Source organism: Paenibacillus sp. B01 (assembly GCF_009649995.1).
Lineage (GTDB): Bacteria > Bacillota > Bacilli > Paenibacillales > Paenibacillaceae > Paenibacillus_O > Paenibacillus_O pasadenensis.
On sequence record NZ_CP045802.1, the window covers coordinates 1028783 to 1053422 of the forward strand.

At 66.0% G+C, this 24640-nt stretch carries 22 protein-coding genes; 17 read left to right on the forward strand and 5 right to left on the reverse strand.

What is annotated here, in order from left to right:
* The first annotated feature begins 184 nt into the window (after positions 1–184).
* The 5 genes from GE073_RS04485 to GE073_RS04505 are packed head-to-tail and all read left to right on the forward strand — an operon-like array spanning position 185 to position 5094.
* Positions 185–952, forward strand: coding sequence for an ABC transporter ATP-binding protein (locus GE073_RS04485; RefSeq protein ID WP_028598120.1), 768 nt, complete (start codon positions 185–187; stop codon positions 950–952).
* Positions 953–981: 29 nt separating this feature from the next.
* Entirely contained in the window at positions 982–2043 is a 1062-nt protein-coding gene (locus GE073_RS04490; RefSeq protein WP_043111074.1) for an aliphatic sulfonate ABC transporter substrate-binding protein, read from the forward strand.
* A gap of 4 nt (positions 2044–2047) precedes the next feature.
* The gene (locus tag GE073_RS04495; RefSeq protein ID WP_052333068.1) at positions 2048–2845 is read left to right on the forward strand and encodes an ABC transporter permease; all 798 of its coding nucleotides are present in this window, start codon (positions 2048–2050) and stop codon (positions 2843–2845) included.
* Complete coding sequence (locus tag GE073_RS04500) at positions 2846–3709, forward strand: ABC transporter permease (RefSeq protein ID WP_153782848.1); 864 nt, start codon at positions 2846–2848, stop codon at positions 3707–3709.
* On the forward strand, positions 3706–5094 hold the full coding sequence (locus GE073_RS04505) for an LLM class flavin-dependent oxidoreductase (RefSeq protein WP_153782849.1): 1389 nt from the start codon (positions 3706–3708) through the stop codon (positions 5092–5094). The genes GE073_RS04500 and GE073_RS04505 overlap by 4 nt, the downstream gene beginning before the upstream one ends.
* Before the next feature lie 21 nt (positions 5095–5115).
* Here GE073_RS04505 and GE073_RS04510 read toward each other — a convergent pair whose 3' ends face one another.
* On the reverse strand, positions 5116–5976 hold the full coding sequence (locus GE073_RS04510) for an AraC family transcriptional regulator (protein ID WP_028598116.1): 861 nt from the start codon (positions 5974–5976) through the stop codon (positions 5116–5118).
* Positions 5977–6242: 266 nt separating this feature from the next.
* On the opposite strand from GE073_RS04510, the gene GE073_RS04515 reads away from it, so the two are divergent.
* The 4 genes from GE073_RS04515 to GE073_RS04530 are packed head-to-tail and all read left to right on the forward strand — an operon-like array spanning position 6243 to position 10422.
* A complete protein-coding gene (locus GE073_RS04515; RefSeq protein WP_052333067.1) occupies positions 6243–7469 on the forward strand; it encodes an LLM class flavin-dependent oxidoreductase in 1227 nt (408 codons plus the stop codon).
* A 34-nt stretch (positions 7470–7503) separates the two neighbouring features.
* Entirely contained in the window at positions 7504–8706 is a 1203-nt protein-coding gene (locus GE073_RS04520) for an ABC transporter substrate-binding protein (RefSeq protein WP_052333070.1), read from the forward strand.
* Position 8707: 1 nt separating this feature from the next.
* Positions 8708–9580, forward strand: a complete 873-nt coding sequence (locus GE073_RS04525; RefSeq protein WP_028598114.1) for a carbohydrate ABC transporter permease — start codon at positions 8708–8710, stop codon at positions 9578–9580.
* 29 nt (positions 9581–9609) lie between these two features.
* Complete coding sequence (locus tag GE073_RS04530; RefSeq protein WP_028598113.1) at positions 9610–10422, forward strand: carbohydrate ABC transporter permease; 813 nt, start codon at positions 9610–9612, stop codon at positions 10420–10422.
* Positions 10423–10862: 440 nt separating this feature from the next.
* Here the strand turns inward: GE073_RS04530 and GE073_RS04535 are convergent, their stop codons facing one another.
* From GE073_RS04535 to GE073_RS04545, 3 genes are all read right to left on the reverse strand, one after another.
* Positions 10863–12041: a glycine C-acetyltransferase gene (locus GE073_RS04535; RefSeq protein ID WP_153782850.1), complete on the reverse strand. Its 1179-nt coding sequence runs from the start codon at positions 12039–12041 to the stop codon at positions 10863–10865.
* Between the two features lie 51 nt (positions 12042–12092).
* On the reverse strand, positions 12093–13136 hold the full coding sequence (gene tdh / locus GE073_RS04540; protein ID WP_153782851.1) for an L-threonine 3-dehydrogenase: 1044 nt from the start codon (positions 13134–13136) through the stop codon (positions 12093–12095).
* Between the two features lie 258 nt (positions 13137–13394).
* A complete protein-coding gene (locus tag GE073_RS04545; RefSeq protein WP_153782852.1) occupies positions 13395–13952 on the reverse strand; it encodes a helix-turn-helix domain-containing protein in 558 nt (185 codons plus the stop codon).
* A gap of 152 nt (positions 13953–14104) precedes the next feature.
* Here GE073_RS04545 and GE073_RS04550 point away from each other — a divergent pair, with 152 nt between their 5' ends.
* The 8 genes from GE073_RS04550 (at position 14105) to GE073_RS04585 (ending at position 23880) form a co-directional block, all read left to right on the forward strand.
* Positions 14105–15247 (forward strand): LacI family DNA-binding transcriptional regulator, encoded by a 1143-nt coding sequence (locus GE073_RS04550; RefSeq protein WP_153782853.1) that lies wholly within the window; start codon positions 14105–14107, stop codon positions 15245–15247.
* A 303-nt stretch (positions 15248–15550) separates the two neighbouring features.
* Complete coding sequence (locus GE073_RS04555) at positions 15551–16252, forward strand: hypothetical protein (protein WP_153782854.1); 702 nt, start codon at positions 15551–15553, stop codon at positions 16250–16252.
* Positions 16253–16874: 622 nt separating this feature from the next.
* Positions 16875–17816, forward strand: coding sequence for an ABC transporter permease (locus GE073_RS04560; protein ID WP_153784655.1), 942 nt, complete (start codon positions 16875–16877; stop codon positions 17814–17816).
* A 13-nt stretch (positions 17817–17829) separates the two neighbouring features.
* Positions 17830–18711, forward strand: a complete 882-nt coding sequence (locus GE073_RS04565; protein ID WP_101808562.1) for a carbohydrate ABC transporter permease — start codon at positions 17830–17832, stop codon at positions 18709–18711.
* Positions 18712–18759: 48 nt separating this feature from the next.
* Positions 18760–20433, forward strand: a complete 1674-nt coding sequence (locus GE073_RS04570) for an extracellular solute-binding protein (RefSeq protein WP_153782855.1) — start codon at positions 18760–18762, stop codon at positions 20431–20433.
* Positions 20434–20484: 51 nt separating this feature from the next.
* Positions 20485–21771, forward strand: coding sequence for a Gfo/Idh/MocA family protein (locus tag GE073_RS04575; RefSeq protein WP_153782856.1), 1287 nt, complete (start codon positions 20485–20487; stop codon positions 21769–21771).
* Between the two features lie 345 nt (positions 21772–22116).
* A complete protein-coding gene (locus GE073_RS04580; protein ID WP_153782857.1) occupies positions 22117–22659 on the forward strand; it encodes a hypothetical protein in 543 nt (180 codons plus the stop codon).
* Between the two features lie 480 nt (positions 22660–23139).
* Positions 23140–23880 carry an SDR family NAD(P)-dependent oxidoreductase gene (locus GE073_RS04585; RefSeq protein WP_153782858.1) on the forward strand — a complete coding sequence of 247 codons (741 nt, stop codon included), beginning with the start codon at positions 23140–23142 and terminating at the stop codon, positions 23878–23880.
* Between the two features lie 96 nt (positions 23881–23976).
* On the opposite strand, the gene GE073_RS04590 is transcribed toward GE073_RS04585, so the two are convergent.
* The gene (locus tag GE073_RS04590) at positions 23977–24621 is read right to left on the reverse strand and encodes a pyroglutamyl-peptidase I (RefSeq protein WP_153782859.1); all 645 of its coding nucleotides are present in this window, start codon (positions 24619–24621) and stop codon (positions 23977–23979) included.
* Positions 24622–24640 lie beyond the last annotated feature (19 nt).

The window sequence follows — 24640 nt, forward strand, 5'->3', positions numbered from 1 at the left end:
CGGTTTGTGGAATGCGAATCGACCGGACCGACCGGAGATGCCGCGGACCGCTGAGGAAGAGGGGCTGACTGTTCGAACAGAGCCCTCTTCTCGGCTGGCTGCGCATCTCCTTTTTTTATTCCTCAAAATCCCAGTTAGCGGGGAGGAATAATCATTATCGCTGTCATCGAAAGGATGGGGTAGCATGCTGGCGATCCAAGGACTGACCAAGATCTTTCCGGCTCCGGCCGGGGAGGTCGTCGCGCTGCGGGACATCCGGCTGGAGATCGGCCCAGGAAGGCTGGTCACGTTCATCGGTCCGAGCGGCTGCGGCAAGAGCACGCTGCTCAAGATCGCCGCCGGGCTGGACGCCTCCTACGAAGGCTCGATCACGCTGGACGGGCGGCCGATCGAGGGACCGAGCGTGGAGAAGGGCGTCATCTTCCAGGAGCCGCGCCTGTTCCCGTGGTGGACGGTGGAGAAGAATATCGCCGCCAACGCCTCCCTGCGGGACGCGGCCGTGCGGCGCCGGGTCGGGGAGCTGATCGAGCTCGTCCGGCTGAAGGGCTTCGAGAAGGCCTATCCGTCGGAGCTGTCCGGCGGCATGGCGCAGCGCGTGGCGATCGCCCGGGCGCTGCTGCGGCGGCCCAAGGTGCTGCTGCTCGACGAGCCGTTCGGCGCGCTCGACGCGTTCACCCGGGCGCATATGCAGGAGGTGCTGCTGGACATCTGGCAGGCGGACCGGACGACGATGCTGTTCGTGACGCATGACCTCGACGAAGCGGTGTTTCTCGGCCAGCAGGTCGTCATCATGAACCCGCGTCCGGGCCACATCCGGCGCGTCGTGAGCGTCGATCTGCCCTATCCGCGCCAGCGGACGGGAGCGCCGTTCCAGGAGATCCGCGGCGTCGTGCTGCGGGAGTTCGAAAAGGTCGAGGAGGCGCCGGTGCCGGATCCTGGCGCGGGCATTTGACGGACATGCACAAGAGGGGGAGACGAAAGATGGAACGGAAAAAGGGAAAGAAGGGCTGGATCGCCGCCATGCTGCTGCTCGGAGCGCTTGCGCTGTCGGCTTGCGGCGGAGGCGGAGCGGACGAGGGGGCGGAGAAGCCTTCGGCAGGAGCTGCCGGGGCCGCGTCCGCCGAGGGGCTGACGGTCAAGATCGGCGTGCAGGGCAAGGGCGGCCTGTTCGGCAAGGCGCAGGAGGAGAAATGGTTCGAGGACGCGTTCGGCAAGCTCGGCGCCAAGGTGGAGTGGATCGAATTCCAGAGCGGGCCGCCGATGGTCGAGGCGATGGCGTCGAGCCATCTCGACTTCGCGGGCATGGGCAACATGCCGCCGATCTCCGCGCAGGCGGCCGGCGTGAAGTTCAAGATCGTCTCGCAGGTGCTCGAGGGCCGCAACAACGTCGCCCTCATCGTGCCGCAGGACAGTCCGATCCAGTCGGTCGCCGACCTCAAGGGCAAAAAGGTGGCGGTGACGAAGGGCAGCAACGCCTACAACTTCCTGTACCGCCTGCTGGACGCCGAGGGCCTGTCCGAATCGGACCTGCAGGTCATCCAGCTGCAGCCGGACGAGACGCAGCCGGCATTCGAGGGCGGCAAGGTCGACGCCTGGGCGACCTGGGACCCGTACATCACGCTGAACGCGCTCTCCGGCAAAGGCCGGGTGATCGCCGACGGCGCGTCGAGCGGCATCCTGTCGCCGTCGTTCCAGCTCGTGCGGGCGGAGCTCGCCGAGCAGCATCCGGAGCTGGTCACGCTGTACCTCAAGGTGCTGCAGCAGGCGATCGAGTGGGAGAAGGCGCATCAGGAAGAGGCGTTCCAACGGTACGCCGACGAGCGCGGCATTCCGCTTGCGCTCGTGCAGGGCATGCAGGAGCGCTCGGCGTTCATCAACATCTCGGTGACGGACGAGGTGATTGCCGAGCAGCAGCAGACGGCCGACTTCCAGTTCGAGCTCGGCACGATCCGCAAGGGGATCGACGTCAAGGAAGTTTTCGACAACCGCTTCGTCGAGGAAGCGCTGAAGCAAGCCGAAGCCGAAGCAAGCGGCGGAAAGTGAGGTCATGACGATGCTGGAGCCATCCCGGACCAAGGCGGCTCTGCTGAATGCGCTGGTCGGCCTGCTGCTGCCCTTGTCGATTCTGGCCGCCTGGCAGGCGGCCGCCTGGGGCGGCTGGCTGAACGAAGTGCTGCTGCCGCCTCCGTCGGCGATCGCGGAGGAATTCGCGGCGATGAGCCGCAGCGGCGAGCTGCCGCTGAACCTCGGCATTTCGGCCTGGCGGGCGCTGCTCGGCTTCGTGCTCGGAGGCGGGCTCGGACTTGCCGCCGGGCTGTGGGTCGGCTTTTCCTGGCGGGCCGAGCGGCTCGTCGATCCGACGCTGCAGATGCTGCGCATGCTGCCCCATCTGGCGGTCGCGCCGCTGTTCATTCTGTGGTTCGGCTTCGGCGAGGCGTCCAAAATCCTGCTGATCGCCAAAGGCGCGTTTTTCCCGCTGTACGTCAACGCGTTCCTCGGCGTGCGCTCGGTCGACCGCCAGCTGTTCGACGTCGCCCGCGTCCTGCAGTTCACGCGCAGCCAGACGCTGCGGCATCTCATCCTGCCGGCCGCGCTGCCGTCGATCCTGCTCGGCGTCCGGCTCTCGCTCGGCGTGAGCTGGCTCGGCCTCGTCGTGGCGGAGCTGATGGGCTCGAGCGACGGGCTCGGCTACATTTTGAACGACGCGCGCTCGTTCTCGCTGACGTCGGTCATCTTCGTCGGCATCCTCGTCTTCGCGGCGGCGGGCAAGCTCACCGACTCCATCGTCAAGCTGCTGGAGCGCCGCCTGCTGCGCTGGCAGACGACGCTCAAGGGGGTGGAGTAGATGGCGGCTGATCCGCAAGCGGCGAAGGCGCAGGCACGCGCCGTCACGGCGCCGCGCGCCGAGGCGGCGCGGCAGCGGGACTGGCTCGGGATGCCCCGCTGGGCGCAGGGCTGGCTGCTGCCGCTCGCCGTCCTGCTCGTCTGGGAAGCGGCCGCGCGCGCCGGCCTCGTCTCGCCGGCGATGCTGCCCGCGCCGAGCGTCATCGCCGCCTCGGCGCTGCGGCTGCTCGCAAGCGGCGAGCTCGGCGAGCATGCGTGGGCGAGCTTCCGCCGGGCGGCGGCGGGCTTCCTGCTCGGCGGCGCGACCGGGCTGCTGTTCGGCCTGTTCACCGGGCTCGGCCGCTGGGCGCAGCGGCTGCTCGACCCGTCGCTGCAGATGCTGCGGACAGTGCCGCTGCTCGCGGTCATTCCGCTGTTCATCCTCTGGTTCGGCGTGGGCGAGTTTTCCAAAGGGCTGCTCATCGCGCTCGGCGCCTTTTTCCCGGTGTACTTCCACACCTATCTGGGCGTCCGCAGCGCGGAGGCCAAGCTGTACGAGGTGACGCGCGTGCTGCAGTTCACCCGCCTGCAGCTGGTGAGAGGCCTCATCCTGCCGGCGGCGCTGCCGAACATCCTGCTCGGGGCGCGGCTGTCGGCCGGCGTCTCCTGGCTGATGCTGTCGGTGGCGGAGATGATGGGAGCGAGCGAGGGCATCGGCTACATGATCCAGGACGCGCGCGTGTACGCGCAGACGGATCTCGTGTTCGTCGGCATCGTGCTGTTCATGCTGGCGGGCAAGCTGACGGATGCCGGCGTCAGGCGGCTGGAGCTGCGCTGGCTCCGGTGGCGGCGGCCGTTCCAGGACGGAAAGGAGAAGGGACTATGAGCGACAAGAGGCGAGAGGGAGAGCAGCTCCATCTGGGGGCGTTCCTTTATTTCACGGGGCATCATCATGCCGGCTGGAGGCATCCGGACTCCGGCGTGGAGGCGATGTTCGACATCGCGAATTACGTGCGGATGGCGCGGACGGCGGAGCGGGGCAAGTTCGACATGATCTTTTTCGCCGACCTGCTGCATCTGATCTACCCGACCCATGCCGCCGCCGGCATGATGGACCCGATCGCGCTGCTGTCGGCGATCTCGACGGCGACCGAGCGGATCGGACTGACGGCGACGATGAGCACGACGTACAACGAGCCGTACAACGCCGCCCGCAAGTTCGCGACGCTCGACCATATCAGCGGCGGGCGCGCCGGCTGGAACATCGTCACGTCGCAGACGGATGCCGAGGCGCGCAACTTCGGCCGCGACCGGCATCCCGAGCACGGCGTGCGCTACCGGATGGCGGAGGAGTTCGTCGAGGTCGTCGCCAGCCTGTGGGACAGTTGGGACGACGGCGGGCTCGTCATGGACCGGCAGTCCGGCATTTTCGCCGACGCCGCCAAGCTTCGGCCCGTCGACTACGACGGCAGCTGGTATTCGGCGCATGGGACGCTCAACGTGCCCCGTCCGCCGCAGGGCTATCCGGTGCTCATCCAGGCGGGCTCGTCCGAGCCGGGCCAGGCGTTCGCCGCCCGCGTCGCGGAGGTGATCTTCACCGCGCAGCCGCATGTCGAGGCGGCCCGGTCGTTTTATGCCGTGATGAAAGGCAAGCTGGCCGAGGCCGGCCGGAGGCCGGGCAGCCTGCACATCATGCCCGGGCTGTCGCCGATCCTCGGCTCGACCGAGGAGGAGGCGCGCCGCCGCGAGCGGGAGCTGCTCGACCTGATCCGGCCGGAGGAGGCGAGCGGCTTCCTCTCCGGCATGCTCCAGTTCGACCTGTCCGGCTATCCGCCGGACGGGCCGCTGCCCGACATCCCCGATCCGGTGGAGGCGTCCAACGGAATGAAGAGCCGCGTGCAGCTCATCATGGACCTGGCCCGCAAGGACGGGCTCAGCATCCTGGAGCTCGGGCGGCGGCTGCTCGGCGCGCGCGGCCATCTGCAGTTCGTCGGCACGCCGGAGAAGCTCGCCGACCTCATCGAGGACTGGTTCCGCTCGAGCGCCTGCGACGGCTTCAACGTCATGCCGCCGGTGCTGCCCGGCGATCTCGACACGTTCGTCGACGAGGTCGTGCCGATCCTGCAGCGGCGCGGCCTGTTCCGCCGCGAATACGAGAGCCGCACGCTGCGCGGCCATCTCGGCCTGGAGCGCCCGGCCGCGGGCGCGCTGGGCGCGCGGCCGGCGGGCCGGCCGGCCGCGGCGCAGGCATCGGGGCTTCTTGCTGAATGACGGGCAGCGCGGCCCCGGCCTTCAGTCCGGGCCCGCCGCTTTGCTGCGGCACTCGCTGGGCGACCGGCCTTTATGCTTCTTGAACGCCTTGGAGAACGAGAACAGGTCGGGGTATCCGACCGAGTAGGCGATTTCCGACAACGTGAGCGAGGTGTGTCCGAGCAGCCGCTCGGCCTCCGCCAGCTTGAGCCCCTGGATGTAGCGGATCGGCGTGACGCCGTAGGCTTCTCGGAACCGCTTGGAGAAGTGGGTCCGGTCGATGCCGACATGGTCGGCCGCCCCGGATACGGTGATGCCGCCCGCATAGTGGAGGTCGATGTAATCGCGGGCCTGCCGCAGCCACCCTTCCTCGGCGGGCCGGCGGCCCGCGCCGGGCGAGGCCTCGGCCAGCAGCGCCATCGCTTCATGGAAGCGCGCCAGACGCGCGAGGTCCGACGGCTCCCCGTCGGCCTCCTCCAGGAAGCGGTCGAGGCAGCGCATAAGCTCTCCCGCCGAGAGCCCGCTCCGATGGGGGCGCTCCGGGGTCAGCCCGCCGCGCTCCAGCAGGGCTGCGGCCTCCGGTCCGTCGAAGGCCAGGATGAGCTGCTGCAGCCGGTTGTCCGGCGAGGCATAATACTCGTGGATCGTCTCGGGAAACAGCGCGAACAGGTCGCCCGGCCCGAGGCGATAGCGTCCGCCGCCCTGGAGGAATTCGCCTTCTCCTTCCGCGACGGCGATCAGATAGTGGAAGGGCGTCGTCCGCGGCCCGATGCGGTAGCCTTCCTTGGTCCGGTTGCGGCCGATCCGGATCGGCCAGGCCGGCGAGGCCAGCTCATAGCCGGATGGGGTGAAAAAGGCGATCTCCAGCTTTTCCTGATGGTCTTCCCGCTTCGTCACAGGCATGTCGCGCCTCTCCTTTCTTTCTCTTCGTCCCCGCTTTTTTCCATCTCTCCGCCAAGGAACGGCCCCGTGCCGTTCCTTTTTCCGTTGTTCCGAATGGATCCACCCGACAAATTGACAAGCCGGGAACCACGCAAAATGACATTCCGCGAAGGCTCCGCTCTTGCTATGATGAATCTCACAGTAATCCGACTATATAGGTTGGTTATATTCCAGTCAACTGGCGGCTGATGATGGATTCAATTTACAGCAGAAAGAAGGATGCAGGCATGGCAAACGCGGCGAATGAAACGGTAGAGTTCGGCTGGTTCCTCCCGACGGCGGGCGACGGACGTTATGTCGGCGTCGCTCCGGAAAGGGAGCCTTCCCTTGACTATCTGATCGATGTGGCCAAGGCGGCCGAGGCGGCGGGCTTCGGCTTCGCACTCATCCCGACCGGCGGCGCCTGCCTCGACGCCTGGGTCGTCGGATCGGCGGTCATGAGCCATACCCGGAGCCTGCGCCCCCTGGTCGCCGTGCGGCCGGGGCTCGTCGCTCCCGTCCTGGCCGCCCGCATGGGCGCCGCGCTCGACGTGCTCTCCGGGGGAAGGGCGATGATCAACGTCGTCACCGGCAGCTCCGTCGCCGACCTGGAGGAGCTGGGCGATCCGCTCGCCCATGCCCATGACGAGCGCTACGAGCGCGCCGGCGAATACCTCGAGGTGATGCGCCAGGCATGGACGGGCGCGGAAGGCCTGACGCCCTCGGAGTTCGGCGGCGCGCAAGGAACAGGCGGGGAGATCCAGCCGTTCCAGGGCAAGTACTACCAGTTCTCGCGGCCGGTCAGCTCGCCGCGCACGGTGCAGCGGCCGCATCCTCCGTTCTATCTGGGCGGCAGCTCGCGGGCGGCCAAGGAAACGGCCATCCGCCACGCCGAGACGTTCCTCATGTGGGGGGAGCCCCACGACTGGATCCGCGAGCAGATCGAGGACGTGGAGCGGATTCGCGCCGAGCTGGAGCAGTCGGAGGGCTTGAAGCGTCCGCTGCGGTACGGCCTGCGGGCGCAGGTGCTCGTCCGCGATACGGAGGAGGAGGCTTGGGCCGCGGCGTGGGAGATCATCAGCAAGGTATCCCCCGAGGCGCGCGAGCAGGCGCAGCGGAGCTTCGCTGCCACGGACGCCACGAACCAGCGCCGCCAGAACGAGCTGCGGGAGCAGTCGGAGGCGAGCCGCTATGTGGCCGGGCCGAACCTGTGGACGGGGCTGTCGACTGTCCGCTCCGGCGGAGCGATCCTCATCGTCGGCACGGCGGAGCAGGTCAGCGACCGGCTGATCGAGTACGCCGAGCTCGGCGTCACGTCCTTCATCCTTTCCGGCTATCCCCATCTGGAGGAGGCCGAGCGGTTCGGCCGCGAGGCGATGCCGAAGTTTCACGAGAAATGGAGAGCTCTGCAAGTGAAATCATCCCGGCAGCAGGAGCTGCCATCAGGAGGTATGGCCCGTGTTCAACGTACGTAATGCGCTTCTGGCAGGCACCATCGCTTTGGGAGCGATGCTCAGCGCCTGCGGTTCTTCGGGCGGCGACAGCTCGTCAGGCGGAAAGGAGGTCAAGATCAGCTTCCTTCACTGGCGCGGGGAAGACGTAGAGGCGCTGAACAAGATCATCGAGAAATTCCAGCAGCAGAATCCCGGCATCAAAGTCGACATGCAGACGCTCCCGTCCGACCAGTACCAGACGGCGGCGGCGGCCAAGCTGACGGACGGCTCGGCCGGCGACGTGTTCGCCTCGTTCCCGGGCGCGCAGTTCGAGGCGCTGTCCAAGGCCGGACAGTTCGCGGACCTGACCGGCGCCGACTTTCTGGGCCGCTTCAACGCCGACCTGATCCAGCCGGGCGTCAAGGACGGCAAGCAGCTGGCGGTGCCGTACCAGCTCGTCTACAACGATCCGATCTACAACGTCAAGCTGTTCGACAAGTACGGCCTGACTCCGCCCAAGGACTGGGAAGGCTTCCTCGCCCTCTGCGAGACGCTCAAGCAGAACGGCGTCATCCCGATCGCGTTCGCCGGCGCGGACATCGGCCCGGGCCAGTTCATGAACACGATGGTGATGAACAACGAGCCGAGCGAGGATATCTTCGAGAAGGTCGAGGCCGGAGAAGCGAAGCTCACCGACGAGTGGTGGGTCAAGACGCTCTCGCAGATCAAGGAGCTGAACGACAAGGGCTACTTCCAGCCGGACGCGCTCGGCACGAAGGACGCGGCCGCAGGCGCGCTGTTCATCCAGGAGAAGGCGGCCATGCTGGCGAGCGGCTCCTACCAGCTCGCGCAGAACGCCAAGCAGAACCCCGGCCTGGAGCAGAAGCTGCTCGCTCCGATCACGGTGGCGGCGGGCGAGGCCAAGTACGAGGGCGTGCACACGAGCACCTTCCTGCTCGGCGTGAACAGCCGCTCCAAGCATCCGGACGAGGCGCGCAAGTTCCTCGACTTCCTCAGCGGCAAGGAGATCGCCTCGGAATACGCCAACGCCACCGGCCAGAACGTGACCGTCAAGGACGTGGAGTACTCGACGCCGGAGCTGAAGGTCGCGACCGAGTGGAGCACGCGCAAGACGCTGTTCCAGCCGCGCTTCACGATCAAGAACGCCGACAACCAGAAGGCGGTCACCGGCTCCATCCAGGCGGTGCTCGGCGGCTCCTCGCCGGAGGAAGCGGCCTCCGAAGCCCAGGCTGCGGTTGACCAGAACCTGGTGAAATAGGATGGCGAGAAAAAGGACGCTGCTGCTGTTCCTGCTTCCCGGAGTGCTTCTGTACGGCTTCTTGTTCCTCTACCCGACGGCAGCGGGCCTGTTCTATTCCTTTACGGACTGGGACGGCCTCTCGCCGTCCTTCCGTTTTGTCGGCTTGGACAACTACGCGACGAGCCTGGAGAGCCTCGTGTTCCAAAAAGCCGTCTTCAACAACGTCAAGTTCATGCTGGCCGTCGTCATCGCCCAGTCGGCCCTGTCGCTCGGCCTGGCGCTCCTGCTCGCCCGGAACTCCCGCTCGAGCACGGCGCTGCGGGCGCTGTACTTCTTTCCGGCGATCCTCTCCTCCGTCTCGGTCGGGCTCATCTGGTCGTTCGTCTACGATCCCGGCATCGGCATGCTGAACGCCTCGCTCCGCGCCGCGGGCCTGGAGAGCTGGACGCGCAACTGGATCGGCAGCAAGGACATCGCCATCTACTCGATCGCGTTCGTCCAGGTGTGGGCCCACGCCGGGCAGATGATGATCGTGTTCATCGCGGGGCTGCAGTCGATTCCCGCCGAGCTGTACGAGTCGGCGCGCATCGAGGGAGGGAACCGGCTGCAGATTTTCCGCCGCATCACCTGGCCGCTGCTGGCGCCGTCGGCGACGATCGTCGTCGCCTACACGACGATCCAGTCGTTCAAGGCGTTCGACCTCATCTTCGTCATGACGGACGGCGGGCCGAACCATGCGACGGAGATCCTGTCCACCTACATCTACCACACCGCGTTCGCAAGCTACCGCTTCGGCCTGGCCTCCGCCGGCTCCATGCTGTTCCTGGCCGTGCTCGGCCTGCTGACCTACGCGCAGTTCAAGGCGCTGCGGGCCGACCGCGCCAGCTATTGACCGATGATTCCCGAAAGGAGGGGGCGACCGTGGGCCGATGGATTCGGCGCGCCTGCCTGGCGCTCTATGCGGCCGTTGTGGCCGCGCCCTTGTATTTCCTGCTCGTCTCCACGCTGAAGGAGCCGTCCGCCTTCTTCACCAAGCCGCTGAGCTGGCCGAAGCCGATGACTTTGGCCAACATCCGGGGGCTGTTCGAAAGCCAGCCGATGTGGGCCTACCTCCTCAACAGCGTGACGGTCACGCTCGGCACCGTGCTGCTGACGCTGCTGCTCGGCAGCCTCATCGCCTACGCTTCCGTCCGCTGGGGCGGCCGCGCGGGCAAGTGGATCGCCGGCCTGTTCACCCTCGGCCTCATCGTGCCGTCCCAGGTGAACATGCTGCCGCTGTACTCGCTCGTCCGCAGCCTCGGCTGGTCCGACCGCCTTTGGGGCCTCGTCCTCGTGTCGGCCGCGCTGCTGCTGCCGATCACGGTCTTCATGCTGAGCAGCTTCATGCAGGGGCTGCACCGCGAGCTGCTCGAGGCGGGCAGCATCGACGGCTGCGGAGAATGGCGGCTGTACGCCAGCATCGCCATGCCGCTGTCCAAGCCTGCGGTCGCATCGGTCACGGCCTTCCTGTTCGTCATGTCCTGGAACGACCTGCTGATGCCGATGCTGCTGCTCGGGAGCCGCGACAACCTGACGCTGCCGCTCGCGCTCATGCAGTTCCGCGGGGAGTACGTGACCAACTATACGATGCTGCTGGCAGGCGTGGCGCTCGCCTCGCTGCCGATGGTCGTCCTGTTCGTCTTCCTGCAGCGGTTCTTCGTCGCCGGCATGACGGCCGGAGCGGTGAAGGGGTAGCGGAGATCCGCCATTGCGGGGCCAGCGCCGCCGTCCCGATGAACGCCGACCTGGAACAGCATCAGCCGGCTCCGCATCCGCGGGCCGGCTTTTTTGTGAGTTCACAGGTTATACACAGAGTTATCCCCGCTTTGAACAGCCTAAGAGGAGGAATTTTAATGAAATTGAAAAACTTGCTCACTTACCCACAGGTTTACTTATCCACATAATCAAGGCGACCAGGACGGCAATACAGGAAAGCTCCTATGAGGCTCGCTCCTGATCCTGCTCCAAGATAGAGCGCGCCTTGGAAGAATCCCATCCCTGCTCCGATCTGGTCTTGTGGAAGAATACCTGCAGCCGCGGCAATGGTCGATGAGCGCCTTGTACTTCGCCTGCGGATGGAACGTGGACGGTGGCTTGGATGCGAGAAGTGCAGCCGTCACGTCGAATCGGCCCTGCTAGCCGATCAGGCCGAACTCCCGTCCGGCCTGCAGCAGCGCGTCGCGCGCGAAGGCGAGGTCGTCGTCGCTGTGCATCGCGGTGACGATGAAGCGGACGCGGCCCTTGCCCTCGGCGACCGTCGGGTAGACGATGCCGGGCGCGAACACGCCGAGCTCCAGCAGCCGCGCCGAGAAGCGCATCGTCTGCGCCGAGTCGCCGATGACGATCGGCAGGATCGGCGTCTCGCTGACGCCGGTGTCGAAGCCGTCCGCCTGCAGCTGCGCGCGGAACGACGCGGCGGAGGCGTGCAGGCGCTCGCCCAGCTCGGGGCTGTCCTGCAGCACGCGGATCGCTTCCAGGCAGGCGGCCGCTACGGCCGGCGTCTGCGACGTGCTGAACAGGAACGGCCGCGCCTTGTGGATGAGATACTCCTTGAGCTCCCGGCTGCCGGCGGCATAGCCGCCGACGACGCCGACCGCCTTGGACAGCGTGCCGATCTGGATGTGCACCCGGCCGTGGAGGCCGAAATGATCCGTCGAGCCTTTGCCGAACCGTCCCAGCACGCCGCTCGCATGCGCGTCGTCGACGCAGACGACCGCGTCGTAGCGCTCCGCCAGCTCCACGATCTGCGGCAGCGGCGCGATGTCGCCGTCCATGCTGAACACGCCGTCGGTCACGACGAAGCGCGTCCGGTAGCCGGACGATTCCCGCAGCGCCTGCTCCAGGCTGTCCATGTCCTTGTGCTTGTAAATGCGGCGCGCCGCCTTGGTCAGCCGGATGCCGTCGATGATGCTGGCGTGGTTAAGCTCGTCGCTGATGACGACGTCGCCTTCCTGCAGCAGCGTGCCGAACACGCCCTGGTTCGTCGTGAAGCCGGACTGGAACACGAGCGCGGCTTCCGTGCCCTTGAACCGCGCCAGCTCCAGCTCGAGCTGCTCATGGATGTCCAGCGTGCCGGAAATCGTGCGGACGGAGCCGGCGCCGACGCCGTACTTCTCCGTCGCCTCGATGGCCGCGCGCTTGAGCCGCGGGTGGTCCGTCAAGCCGAGATAGTTGTTGGACGCCATCTGCAGCACGCGCCTGCCGCCGATTTCCATCCACGCTCCCGAGCCGCTTTCCCAGACGGCGGGCAGCCGGTATTTCCCTTGCCGCTTCAGCTCCTCGAGCTCGCCCTTCAGAAAGTCCAATCCTGCCATCGCTTTCCTCTCCTTCCGCAGCCGGCGGGCTGCCCGTCATGAATGCTGGCGCTAATGCTTGAACACGATCTTGGCGCACTGTCCCGAGCCCATCAGCTCGAACGCTTCCTCAAAGCGGTCCAGCGTGAACGTATGGTCGACGAGCGGCTGCAGGTCGATCCGCTTGGAGTCGAGCAGCCCCTTGAGCTGATGCCACGTCCGGTACATCCGCCGCCCCGTGATGCCGTGCACCTCGAGTCCTTTGAAAATGACATGGCGCCCCAGATCGATCGGCACCGCCTTGGGAGGGATGCCGAGCAGCGAGACGCGGCCGGCGGGAGCCATCGCCTCGAGCAGGCTCGAGATCGCGGCGCCGCTGCCGGACATCTCCAGGCCGACCTCGATGCCGGCTCCGTCCGTCAGGCGCCGAAGCTCTTCGGCCGTGTCGAGGCCGGGCGACGGCTTCAGGCAGGCGTCCGCGCCGAGCTTCGCCGCCATGCCGAGCCGATAGTCATGCAGATCGACCGCGATGATGCGGCCGGCTCCGACCGCCTTGGCGACCTGGATCGCCATCAGGCCGATCGGCCCGCAGCCGACGACGGCGACGGAGCGGCCGACGATGTCGCCGGACAGCACCGTATGCACCGCGTTGCCGAGCGGGTCCTGCAGGCAAGCGAGCTCATGCGGCAGCGACGGGTCGTTCGGGATGACGTTGACCGCCTTGGTGACGGCATAATCCGCGAAGCAGCCCGGCGCGCTGATGCCGAAGCTGCGGGTGTGCGGGCACACATGGGCGTTGCCCGAGCGGCACTGCTTGCAGACGCCGCAGACGATGTGGCCTTCGGCGGACACGGGGTCGCCGGGGGCGATGCCGCGCACGGAGCTGCCGACCTCGTCGACGATGCCGGCGAATTCATGGCCGAACACATTGGGCGTGACGACGTTCTGCTCCGCCCACTCGTCCCAGCGATAGATGTGCATGTCCGTTCCGCAGATGGAGCTGGCCTTCACGCGGATGCGGACCTCGTCCGGTCCGATCTGCGGAATCGGCAGCTCCCGGAGCACGGCTCCGGGCTTGCGTTCGGCCTTTACGAGGCCGGTCATCGTCGTTGGCATGGGGCATTCTCCTTTTTTTGCGCGGCGGGATGGGGACGGGATGCCGCTTGAACGCTTTTCTCCGTTATGGCAGCGCTTGATAAAGTACATATGTTCACTATAAAGAACAACCGCGTATGTAATAGTATATTAGGCGGCGGTCTTTTGTAAACAACAAAAAAAGCCGGCGCAGGGCCGGCTTGGGTGGTGGAAGCGGTAATGCGACGCAGGTTCAGCGCCGGCTCGAGCCGGCGGGCCGGATCGAGCGATGGGGTCCGCTCAGAACGGATAGCGGATGATGCTCTGCAGCTCGGTGACATCCTCGGCGGATTCGTTGTGGTAGGCATGAGGCTGGTCCGCGCTGAAGCGGATGGCGTCGCCTGCGGCTGCCGCGTGCCACTCCTCGCCGATGCGCAGGCGCAGCGCGCCGCGCGTGACGACGACGTACTCCTCGACGCCCTCGTGATGGGGCTCGGACTCGTAGGCGCAGCCGGGCTGCATGACGACGCGGTAGATCTCGAAGCGGGACTCGTCATGGTACGGAAACAGCGGATAGCTCGCGTAGCGGCCGTCGTCGGCCGTAATCGGCACGACCGTCGAGGCGGGAACGAGCGTCACGCTCGTGCGGTCCTCTTCGATCAGGTCGGACACCGAGATGCGCAGGCCGCTGGCGATTTTCCACAGGATCGTGATCGTCGGGTTGGAGTCGGCGCGCTCGATCTGGGCGAGCATCGTCTTGCTGACGCCGGTCAGCTCGGACAGCTTGTCCAGGCTGTGGCCCCTGGACTTGCGGATTCTCTTGAGGTTGCGGGCGACGCGCAGCACCATCGTATCCATGAGACACCTCCGTGCGAAAGGAACATGATCTCTTATTCTAGCACGATGAAGCGTCAGCGCGCTATCGGCAGATTCGGGGGCGCTGTAACTCGGTTCGCCTCTTGTGCTAAGATGAGAGCAATTCAGGCGCGATGCCGGAGAGGAAGAAAGCATTGGCTAAGCTCAAAGACATCGCCGAGCGGCTCGGCGTATCGATATCGACCGTTTCCCGCGCGATCAGCGGAGACCGGACTCGTCCGGTCAGCGAGGAGACGAAGCGCCGGGTGCTGGATGCCGCGCGGGAGCTGGGCTATCCGCTGCAGGGGGGACCGGCTCATGCGGCAGGAGCGGATCGCGTCCAGCTGGCCTGCATCCTGCCGGGCGGCCTGATGGGCCATCACCCTTATTTCACCGCCGTGCTGGAAGGCTTTCACCGCAAGCTGGAGGAGCTCGGCCAGCCGCCGGCGCTGATGCGGGCGAGCGAGGAGCTGCGGGAGCCGGGACGGCTGGCGTCCATGCTGGAGGAAAGCGGCACCCGCGGCGTGCTGGCGCTCAGCTGGTACGATTCGCGGCTGTACGGGCAGCTGGCGGCGGCGGGCGTGCCGATCGTCGGCGTCAGCCTCAACGACGAATCCATCTTCGGCGTCCCGATCGTCGATTGCGATCGGCTGGCGGCCGCTCGGCTGGCGGTCCGCCATTTGCAGGAGAGAGGGCATGCGCGGATCGGCTTCGTCGGAGGACCGGCGTTCGACCGCACTCTGGAGCGGGACGAGCGCTACATCGGCTACAAGTTCGCGATGCTGGAGGCGGATCGGCATCCCGATCCGCGCTGGATCGTCAATTCCGAGTGGATCATCGAAAAAAGCTACAGCGAGACGCTCGACATGCTGAGAAGGCTGGGGCCGGCCGAACGGCCGAGCGCCATCTTCTGCGCGAGCGATTCGCTGGCGATTCCCGCCATGCGGGCGGTCATCGACTCGGGACTGCGCATCCCGGAGGACATCGCCTTCGTCGGAATGGACAACATCGAGTTCGCCCAGTACACGTCGCCGCCGCTCACCTCGGTCCACGTGCCCCGGGAGGAGATCGGCGGCGCCGCCTGCACGTTCCTGCTGGACTACGCGCAGGGCGAGCACCATGGCGCAAGGAAGCTGCTGCTCCCCTGCGAGCTGATCGTTCGCGAGTCCTCCGGCGCGGCGCCGGGTGGCGCGGATGCGGAAGCGGCGGAGAAGTCGGTGGAGAATGGTGCGGAGAGAGCGGCGGAATCGTTGGCGGAGAGGGCGGTGGAGAAGGGCGCGGAGAAGGCGGTCGAGTAGGGCCTGGCGAAGCCGGTGAGTGGTCGACGGAGAGAGCGGCGGAGAAGCTGGAGGCGCGGCCATGACGGACTTATGGCCATTGGCGCAATCGAGGGAGAGGACTTATTGGCGCTGAAGGTGTCAGGACGGCCGCCATTCGGCTCGGACAATGCCTTCCACAAGCGCAAGCCCTGGTCGGGCTATGCACGGAAAAACCGCGTGTAGCCCGCGAGCCTGCGCTACGCACGAAAAAACCATGAGTAGGGCGCGCCGGCGCGCCGGATTACTGCCACCCAAGGCACTCTCGACTCCCTCGTCGCGACGATGTGCCGGATTACCGCCACCCAAGGCACTCTCGACTCCCTCGTCGTGTCGATGTGCCGGATTACTGCCACCCAAGGCACTCTCGACTCCCTCGTCGCGCCGGCGCGCCGGATTACCGCCACCCAAGGCACTCTCGACTCCCTCGTCGCGACGATGTGCCGGATTACCGCCACCCAAGGCACTCTCGACTCCCTCGTCGTGTCGATGTGCCGGATTACTGCCACCCAAGGCACTCTCGACTCCCTCGTCGCGCCGGCGCGCCGGATTACTGCCACCCAAGGCACTCTCGACTCCCTCGTCGCGCCGGCGCGCCGGATTACTGCCACCCAAGGCACTCTCGACTCCCTCGTCGTGTCGATGTGCCGGATTACTGCCACCCAAGGCACTCTCGACTCCCTCGTCGCGCCGGCGCGCCGGATTACTGCCACCCAAGGCACTCTCGACTCCCTCGTCGCGCCGGCGCGCCGGATTACTGCCACCCAAGGCACTCTCGACTCCCTCGTCGCGACGATGTGCCGGATTACCGCCACCCAAGGCACTCTCGACTCCCTCGTCGCGACGATGTGCCGGATTACCGCCACCCAAGGCACTCTCGACTCCCTCGTCGCGACGATGTGCCAGGATTCAGCCAACCAAGAAGGCGGATCGCGCGCTACGATGGAAAAACCGAGCGAAGCGGACCGAACGGGCCGGGCAGGATGAAAAAACACAAAAAGACGAGGCCAGCCGCCCTGGCCTCGTCTTTTTGTGTTTTGCTCGCAAAGCGTCGGGCGAGAAATCGTCTGGTTTGATCTATATGGGCTCGAATCCAAATTATTTGGATGTGGGAAACCAAAAATTGATCTTGTCGACCGAAAAAAAATCTGATAATCTAAGCATCATATCTTTGGAAGCGCTATCTTTATCTTAAAATCGACAACGAAGTGGCGTTTGGCGGCATCCGATGCAACGAACAAGCTAAACTCTCATTCCAAATCCAATGAATAGTTGGAATTTTTGGTTGACGGTTTGGAGCGAAGCCTGCTACTATCGAGCTGTGTTAGAGAAGCTGACAATGGATTCGCTAAACTAACGTGCTAGGGGGAGAACAGTCGTGGCCAACCTTCAGCAGCAAGCCGGCGCGATGCCTGCGTCGCCACTGGGCCCGCCGCCCGCCCCGTCCGCGCTGCCTGCCGCGCTCGCGACATCTGCGTCGCCGTCCGCGCCGCCTGCTGCACTCGCGGCATCTGCGTCGCCGTCCGCGCCGCCGGCCGCGCTCGCGACATCTGCGTCGCCACCGCCCGCGCCGCCCGCAACCGGCGGGGCGTCCGCGCCTCAGCGGCTTATGCGGCTCCGCCGGCCGCTCGCCCGTGCCGGCGGCGGAGCGCCGCTCGGCCGCCGGATCGCCCGCAACTGGCAGCTGTACGTCATGATCGCGCCGGTCATCGCCTACTATCTCGTGTTCCATTACGCCCCGATGTACGGCATCCAGATCGCGTTCAAGGACTTCCGCATCAACAAGGGCATCTGGGACAGCCCGTGGGCCGGCTTCAAGCATTTCGAGCGCTTCTTCGACAGCTACTTCTTCGAGCGGCTGCTGACGAACACGCTCGAGCTCGGCGCCTATCTGCTGGCGGTCGGCTTTCCGATCCCGATCCTGCTCGCCCTCCTGCTGAACGAGGCCGGCTCGGAGAAGTTCAAGAAGTTCGTGCAGACGGTCACGTACGCGCCGCACTTCCTCTCGACGGTCGTCGTCGTCGGCATGCTCATGATCTTCCTCAACCCCCGCTACGGCCTCGTCAACACGATGCTCGTCTCGCTCGGAGGCGAATCCGTCAACTTCATGGCCGATTCCGCCTGGTTCAAAACGCTGTACGTGCTCTCCGACGTCTGGCAGACGATGGGCTGGAGCTCGATCATCTACCTGGCCGCGCTCGGCGGCATCGATCCCGCCCTGCACGAGGCGGCCCGCGTCGACGGGGCGAGCCGGCTGCGGCGCATCTGGCACATCAACCTGCCGGGCATCCGCCCGACGATCCTCATCCTGCTCATCCTGAACGTCGGCAGCATCATGTCGATCGGCTTCGAGAAGGTGCTGCTCATGCAGAACAACCTGAACTTCGCGAGCTCGGACATCATCGACACCTATGTGTACCGCAGCGGCATCCTGGACGCGAACTACAGCTTCTCGGCGGCGATCGGACTGTTCAGCGCCGTCATCAACTTCATCCTGCTCGTCACCGTCAATTCGATCGCCCGCCGCGCCGGCGGCAGCAGCCTGTGGTAAGGAGGGAACCGCCATGCCCGCTACCCGCGAGGACAGAGCGTTTGGCATCGTCGTCTACGCCGTGCTCGGCATCGTTTCGCTGATCGTCCTGTATCCCCTGTATTATGTGCTGATCGCTTCCTTCAGCGAGCCGCTCAAGATCATGAACGGCGAGATCTGGCTCTGGCCCAAAGGCTTCACCATCGACTCGTACGCGAAGATTCTGGACAACGACGCGATCCTGCGCGGCTTCCTGAACACGGTGCTCTACACCGTGGCCGGAACCGCCCTCAACCTGACGATGACGGTGCTCGCCGCCTATCCGCTGTCGCGCTCCGACTTCGTCGGCCGCAGCCTGTTCATGGGCCTGATGGTGTTCACGATGTTTTTCGGCGGCGGCCTCATCCCGTCGTACCTGCTCATCAAGAACCTCGGCCTGCTCGACACGTTCTGGGTCATGATTCTGCCGGGAGCGGTGTCGATCTGGAACATCATCATCATGCGCACCTACTTCCAGCAGTCGATTCCGCCGGAGATCCAGGAGGCGGCCGTCATCGACGGCTGCTCGAGCTTCGGCACGCTGCTGCGCGTCGTGCTGCCGCTGTCGATGCCGATCCTCGCCGTCACCGTGCTGTTCTATGCGGTCGGCCACTGGAACGCCTTTTTCAACGCGCTGCTCTATTTGTCGGACCGGCCGAAATTCCCGCTGCAGCTCATCCTGCGCGAGATTCTGATCCAAGGCCAGACCGACGACATGGTGCGGGCTTCGACCGAGTCGGCGATCAAGGCGAGGCAGGCGGTCGAGGGCATCAAGTACGCCGTGCTGATCGTCGCGAACATTCCGATGCTGCTGCTCTATCCGTTCCTGCAGCGGTATTTCGTCAAGGGGATTCTGGTCGGCGCCATCAAGGGCTGATCTTCCATATCGATCCATATCGAACGATCAATCGGGAGGGGTAGGAACATGGAGAGAAGCAAACGGAAGCGGACGAAGGGGATGCTGGCGCTGGCGCTCGCGGCGGCAATGCTGGCGGCATGCAGCAACGGCGACGGCGCAGGAAACGCAAGCGGCGGCAGCGGTGAAAACGGCGCAGGCGGAGACGGCGGGACCAAGGCCGACGCTGCCGCTCCGGCCGGACTGAACGAGAGCGGCTTCCCGATCGTCGGCGAGAAGATCACGGTCAGCGGCTTCGCCGGCAAGTTCATGGCCAACGTCGACTGGAGCACGCTCAAGCTGTGGACCGACTATGAGGCGCGCACGAACATCCATGTGGAATGGGAGACGGTGCAGAAGGACGTGCTCAAGGAGAAGCGCAACCTGCTGCTCGCCGGCGGCAATTATCCGGAGCTGTTTTTCGCCTCCGCTTTTCCGAAGACGGATGTGGCCAAGTACGGCGACCAGGGCGTGTTCCTGCCGCTGAACGATCTGATCGACCGCTACGCCCCGAACTTCAAGGCGCTCATGGAAAAGTACCCGGTCATCAAGCAAGGCATCACGATGCCGGACGGCAATATCTACTCGCTGCCGACGGTGTACGACCCGGAATTCCGCTCCGTCTTCTTCAACACGCCGTGGATCAAGAAGGAGTGGCTCGACAAGCTCGGCGTCGCGGAGCCGGCGAACCTGGAGCAGTTCAAGGAAATGCTGAAGGCGATCAAGACCGGCGATCCGAACGGCAACGGCAAGCCCGACGAGATCGCTTGGGGCGGCGTCGGCACGCTCGGCCTCGTGAACTATCTGAAGGGCGCCTACGGCCTGAACAACCACGGCACGGCCAACCCGTACGTAGACGAGGATCCGGAGGCGGCCGGCAAGGTCCGCTTCGTGCCCTCCTCCGAGCGCTACAAGGAGCTGCTGGAGTTCGTGCACGGCCTGTACAAGGACGGCTTGCTGGAGAAGGACATCGCTTCGGTCAAGGCGGAGGAGATCGACGCGAAAGGCGCGGAAGGGCTGCTCGGCGTCGTCGACAACGTCGACCCGGTGGCGATCTACAACCAGCAGGGCTACGTCGGCCTGCCCGTGCTGGAAGGGCCGCACGGCGACCGGATGTACACGTACCTCGGCGCGCCGCTCGGCAACATCGGCATGTTCGCCTTGACGGACAAGGCGGAGCATCCCGAGGCGATGATCCGCTGGATGGACTATTTTTACGGGGACGAGGGCATCCGCAACTTCTTCATGGGCTGGAAGGACGAGACGTACGTGGAGAACGCGGACGGCAGCGTCGACTACACGGAGGACATCAAGAACAACAAGGCCGGGCTCAGCCTCGACCAGGCGGTCAGCCAGTATCTGATCTGGCCGGGCGGCTACTATCCGGGCTTCGTCACGCACAAGTACTTCAAAGGCGCCGAAGGGCTGCCGACCTCGGTCGAGAACTCGAAAAAGGCCGACCCGTACACGCTGCAGGCGGATCAGGTCTGGCCGGGCTTCAACTTCGCCCAAGAGGAGCAGGAGGAGATGGGGACGCTCGGCACGGACATCCAGACGTACGTCGACGAGATGCGCGACAAGTTCATCCTGAATGGAACCGGCGAGTGGGACGCTTATGTCTCGACGCTGGAGAGCATGGGGCTGAAGCGGTACATCGAGATCTACCAGTCCGCCCTCGACCGCACGATCGGCTCGAACGGGTAGGCTTCGGACGCAGGCGGAGCCATCTATATTATAGAAGCAAGGAGAGACAACATGGCACAACTGACGGCTGTATTGATCGGCGCGGGGGCGCGCGGAGCCAAGGGCTACGCTCCTTATGCGCTCGATCGTCCGCATGAGCTGAAGCTGACGGCGGTCGCGGAGCTCGACCCGGTGCGGCTGGAGCGGACCGCCGAGCAGCACGGCGTGCCTCCCGAGGAGCGCTACGCCAGCTGGGAGCCGCTGCTGGACGGACCGCGGAAGGCGGACATCGCCATCATCTGCACGCAGGACCGGATGCACTACGAGCCGACGATGCGCGCGCTCGCGGCAGGCTACCACGTGCTGCTGGAGAAGCCGATGTCGCCCGATCCGCTGGAATGCCTCGACATGGAGCAGGCGGCCCGCGACCACGGCCGGCTGCTGACGATCTGCCATGTGCTGCGGTATACGCCGTTCTGGGCGGCGATCAAGAAGCTGATCACGGACGGGACGATCGGCGAGGTCGCCTCGATCCAGCTCAACGAGAACGTCGGCTACTGGCATATCGCGCACAGCTTCGTGAGGGGCAACTGGAACAACTCCGACAAGGCGAGCCCGATGATCCTCGCCAAGTCCTGCCACGACATGGACGTGCTGAGCTGGCTGATCGACAAGCCCTGCACGAGCGTCAGCTCGTTCGGCTCGCGGATGCATTTCCGCGAGGAGCAGGCGCCGCCGGGCTCGGCGGACCGCTGCCTCGACTGCGCCGTCGAGCCGGACTGCCCTTACTCGGCGACGCGCTTCTACCTGAGCAAGCCGTATATGGGCTGGGCGGGGCATTTCTGCGACGATCTGGAGCGGGAGACGATCCTGCACGGGCTGCGCACGACCGACTACGGCCGCTGCGTCTACCGCAGCGACAACAACGTCGTCGACCATCAGGTCGTGGCGATGGAGTTCGACGGCGGCGCGACGGCGATGTTCAGCATGAGCGGCTTCACGCATGAGCAGGAGCGGCGCATCCAGATCATGGGCACGCGCGGCGAGATCCGCGGCGAGGACGACCTCATCACCGTGTACGACTTTCTGACCGGCCAAAAGACGATCATCCACCCGCCGGTGACCTGGTCCGGCCACGGCGGCGGCGACAGCGGCATCGTGCGCAGCTTCATCGAGGAAGTGCGGAACTACGGCGGGCAGGAAAGCCTGACGTCCGCGGCCGCTTCCGTGCGCAGCCATCTGATGGCGTTCGCGGCGGAGAAATCGCGCCTCGCCGGAGGCGCTCCCGTGCGGCTCGACGAGTATGCGCAGGAGCTGCGCGCGGCCGGAGCGGCCGGGGCGGCTGGAGTGAAGGAGTAGCGGCGGCCGAGGCGAAGGGGGCGGAGGCTCGGCAGGAAGCGGGGCCGGTGCGCGGGCGGAGGCGTGGCAGGAAGCGGGGCGGCGAGCGGGCGGAGACGCGTCAGGAAGGCGGGGCGGCGAGCGGGCGGAGACGCGTCAGGAAGGCGGGGCGGCGAGCGGGCGGAGACGCGTCAGGAAGGCGGGGCGGCGAGCGGGCGGAGGGGCGGCAGGAAGGTGGGGCGGCGAGCGGGGCGGAGGGGCGGCAGGAAGGTGGGCGGGCGCGCGACGGGATGTCCGGGCAGGCGGACATCCCTGACGGGCATCCGGGGGGCAGGCATAGGATGGGAGCAGCAAGCCATTTTGAGCATGGAGTTGATTCCTCTGCCCCGCACACCAGGTCATGTGATCGTCATCATCGAGAAAGACCGCCGCAGAATCGTCGCGAAAGCGCCGCTCGGCGGCATCGACCGCATCGTCTGCGTCATCAACCGCCAGTACACGAACGCCCCGAACACGACCCAGATCGCCAGCGGAGCCGGGCGCAGCAGCGCATCCGGCAGCAACGCGGCGATCGACTCGCCGTGGACGCGCCAGCAGGAGAGCGTCGGCGCCGGCGGCACGGCGCGCAACATCGGGCTGAAGGGCGGCCGCGTCGGCGGCTCTCGGCCGCTGCTGCGCGTGCCGGGCGGCAAGGAGCTGGTCATCGTCATCAATGACCAGATCGTCAAGCTGGCGAAGGGGACGCAGAGCTCCTCCGCCACGCAGTTCGCCAGCGGGGCCGGCCGAAGCAGCACGGGCGGCACGAACTCCGCGATCGGCAGCCCCGGCACATGGCAGCAGGACGCGGTCGGCGGCGGCGGCAAAGCCGTCAACAAGCCGAGCTCGCGCAAGCGCCGCGGCATCCGCTGAGCGCGGCGGGCCTGAGGCGGGAAATCCAAGGCAGAAATGTGCCTTGGATTTTATTTTCGGGGCCGAATTACTCAATCCAGGGCAGAAATGTGCCTTGGATTCGGTTATCGGGGCCCGAATTCCTCAATTCAAGGCAGAAATGTGCCTTGGATTCGGTTATCGGGCCTGAATTCCCTCCATCCAGGGCAGAAATGTGCCTTGGATTCGGTTATCGGGCCTTAATTCCCTCCATCCAGGGCAGAAATATGCCTTGGATTCGGTGCTCGGGCCCGACTTCGCCAATCCAAGGCAGTCCTATGCCTTGGACCCGAGCCAGGAGCTGCCTCGACTTGAGGCAGCTCCTTTCCTTTTCCCGGCGCATCGGTCCGATCTCCAGAGCGGCATCCGTGAATCTGCATAGGAAAAGGAAAGCCGAACCAATCTAGAGAGTGGAACGGGGGCCACGGCTCCCGCGATCCGATCCGGATGGGAGAGATGGACATGAGGTTCAAGGACAAGGTCGCCGTCGTCACCGGCGGCGCGAGCGGCATCGGAGCCGCGACCGTGCAGAAGTTCGCGGAGGAGGGCGCCAAGGTCGTCATCGCGGACTTCGCCGATCAAGGACAGGCCGAGGCGGAGCGTCTGAAGGGGCTTGGCCACGAGGCGCTGTTCGTCAAGACGGACGTGACGAGCGAGGAGCAGGTGAAGCGCATGGTCGACGAGACGGTGCGGACGTTCGGGCGGCTGGACATCCTGTTCGCCAACGCGGGCATCGCCAAGGACGCGCCGGTCGACCAGCTGAGCCATGAGGCTTGGGCGCGGACGATCGACATCAACCTGACGGGCGTCTTCCTGTGCGACAAGTACGCCGTCCAGCAGATGCTGGCGCAGGGCGGCGGCGTCATCGTCAACTGCGGCTCGATCCACAGCCATGTCGGCAAAGGCTCGGTCAGCGCCTACGCGGCCGCCAAGGGCGGCGTGAAGCTGCTGACTCAGTCGATGGCCGCCGATTACGCGGCTAGGGGCATCCGCGTGAACGCCGTTTGCCCGGGCTACATCGACACGCCGCTCATCGGCGGCCGCACGGAGGCGATCACGCAGCATCTCGTGTCGCTGCATCCGATGGCGCGGCTCGGCCGGCCGGAGGAGGTCGCGGCGGCGGTGCTGTTCCTCGCCAGCGACGACGCTTCCTTCGTCACCGGAGCGAGCCTGCTCGTCGATGGCGGATATACGGCGGTGTAGCGCAGCAAGGCCATGGCAGCCGGCGAGCGGCAGCGCCATGGACAAAGGGGAGGCTCCGGAACGTTCCGGAGCCTCCCCTTTCGCGCGTCAAGCTGTTCAGGCTCCGCTCCGCTCGTCCAGCTCCGCCAGCGTCTCGGCGATCGCGATACGCAGCGCGTCATGCAGCATGGACTGGGGCAGCGAGGGCAGGCCGGGCTTGTCCAGCGCCAGCTCCGTCGAGGCGGGGAAGTGGATGAAGCCGGCGAGGGCGCCTGACCCGCTGTCGCGGACATGGTCGAGAGCGGCGTACATCGTATTGTTGCAGATGAACAAGCCCGCGGTGTCCGAGATGGAGGCGGGGATGCCCGCCGCTCGCAGCGCCAGCTCGATGCGGCGGATCGGCAGCGTGGCGAACAGGCCGTCCGGCCCGCCGGCCCGGATCGGCTCGTCCTGCGGGCGATTGCCGTCGTTGTCGCCAAAAGCGGCGCCGGCCGGCACGTCCATCGCGTTGACGGCGATCCGCTCCGGCGTGACGGCCGCGCGTCCGGCGGCCAGGCCGCAGCAGAGGACGGCATCCGGCTGCAGGCGGTCGATTTCCCGCTTGAGCCGCTCGGCGCACTCGCCGAAGACGACCGGCAGCAGCAGCGTATGGACGGCGGCGCCGGGGAACGATTCCTCGCGGATGGATGCCATCAGCGCCTCGGTCGGGTTGATGCGGCTGCCCCCGAAGGGCTCGAAGCCGGTAATAAGCAGGTTTCTCATGGAAGGAAAGGCTCCTTTT

Excerpts from the sequence above, each read along its gene's own strand:
- GE073_RS04485 (WP_028598120.1), top strand. The coding sequence starts at position 185 with ATGCTGGCGATCCAAGGACTGACCAAGATCTTTCCGGCTCCGGCCGGG.
- GE073_RS04490 (WP_043111074.1), top strand. The coding sequence starts at position 982 with ATGGAACGGAAAAAGGGAAAGAAGGGCTGGATCGCCGCCATGCTGCTG.
- GE073_RS04495 (WP_052333068.1), top strand. The coding sequence starts at position 2,048 with ATGACGATGCTGGAGCCATCCCGGACCAAGGCGGCTCTGCTGAATGCG.
- GE073_RS04500 (WP_153782848.1), top strand. The coding sequence starts at position 2,846 with ATGGCGGCTGATCCGCAAGCGGCGAAGGCGCAGGCACGCGCCGTCACG.
- GE073_RS04505 (WP_153782849.1), top strand. The coding sequence starts at position 3,706 with ATGAGCGACAAGAGGCGAGAGGGAGAGCAGCTCCATCTGGGGGCGTTC.
- GE073_RS04510 (WP_028598116.1), bottom strand. The coding sequence starts at position 5,976 with ATGCCTGTGACGAAGCGGGAAGACCATCAGGAAAAGCTGGAGATCGCC.
- GE073_RS04515 (WP_052333067.1), top strand. The coding sequence starts at position 6,243 with ATGGCAAACGCGGCGAATGAAACGGTAGAGTTCGGCTGGTTCCTCCCG.
- GE073_RS04520 (WP_052333070.1), top strand. The coding sequence starts at position 7,504 with ATGCTCAGCGCCTGCGGTTCTTCGGGCGGCGACAGCTCGTCAGGCGGA.
- GE073_RS04525 (WP_028598114.1), top strand. The coding sequence starts at position 8,708 with ATGGCGAGAAAAAGGACGCTGCTGCTGTTCCTGCTTCCCGGAGTGCTT.
- GE073_RS04535 (WP_153782850.1), bottom strand. The coding sequence starts at position 12,041 with ATGGCAGGATTGGACTTTCTGAAGGGCGAGCTCGAGGAGCTGAAGCGG.
- tdh (WP_153782851.1), bottom strand. The coding sequence starts at position 13,136 with ATGCCAACGACGATGACCGGCCTCGTAAAGGCCGAACGCAAGCCCGGA.
- GE073_RS04545 (WP_153782852.1), bottom strand. The coding sequence starts at position 13,952 with ATGGATACGATGGTGCTGCGCGTCGCCCGCAACCTCAAGAGAATCCGC.
- GE073_RS04555 (WP_153782854.1), top strand. The coding sequence starts at position 15,551 with ATGTGCCGGATTACCGCCACCCAAGGCACTCTCGACTCCCTCGTCGTG.
- GE073_RS04560 (WP_153784655.1), top strand. The coding sequence starts at position 16,875 with ATGCGGCTCCGCCGGCCGCTCGCCCGTGCCGGCGGCGGAGCGCCGCTC.
- GE073_RS04565 (WP_101808562.1), top strand. The coding sequence starts at position 17,830 with ATGCCCGCTACCCGCGAGGACAGAGCGTTTGGCATCGTCGTCTACGCC.
- GE073_RS04570 (WP_153782855.1), top strand. The coding sequence starts at position 18,760 with ATGGAGAGAAGCAAACGGAAGCGGACGAAGGGGATGCTGGCGCTGGCG.
- GE073_RS04575 (WP_153782856.1), top strand. The coding sequence starts at position 20,485 with ATGGCACAACTGACGGCTGTATTGATCGGCGCGGGGGCGCGCGGAGCC.
- GE073_RS04580 (WP_153782857.1), top strand. The coding sequence starts at position 22,117 with ATGGAGTTGATTCCTCTGCCCCGCACACCAGGTCATGTGATCGTCATC.
- GE073_RS04585 (WP_153782858.1), top strand. The coding sequence starts at position 23,140 with ATGAGGTTCAAGGACAAGGTCGCCGTCGTCACCGGCGGCGCGAGCGGC.
- GE073_RS04590 (WP_153782859.1), bottom strand. The coding sequence starts at position 24,621 with ATGAGAAACCTGCTTATTACCGGCTTCGAGCCCTTCGGGGGCAGCCGC.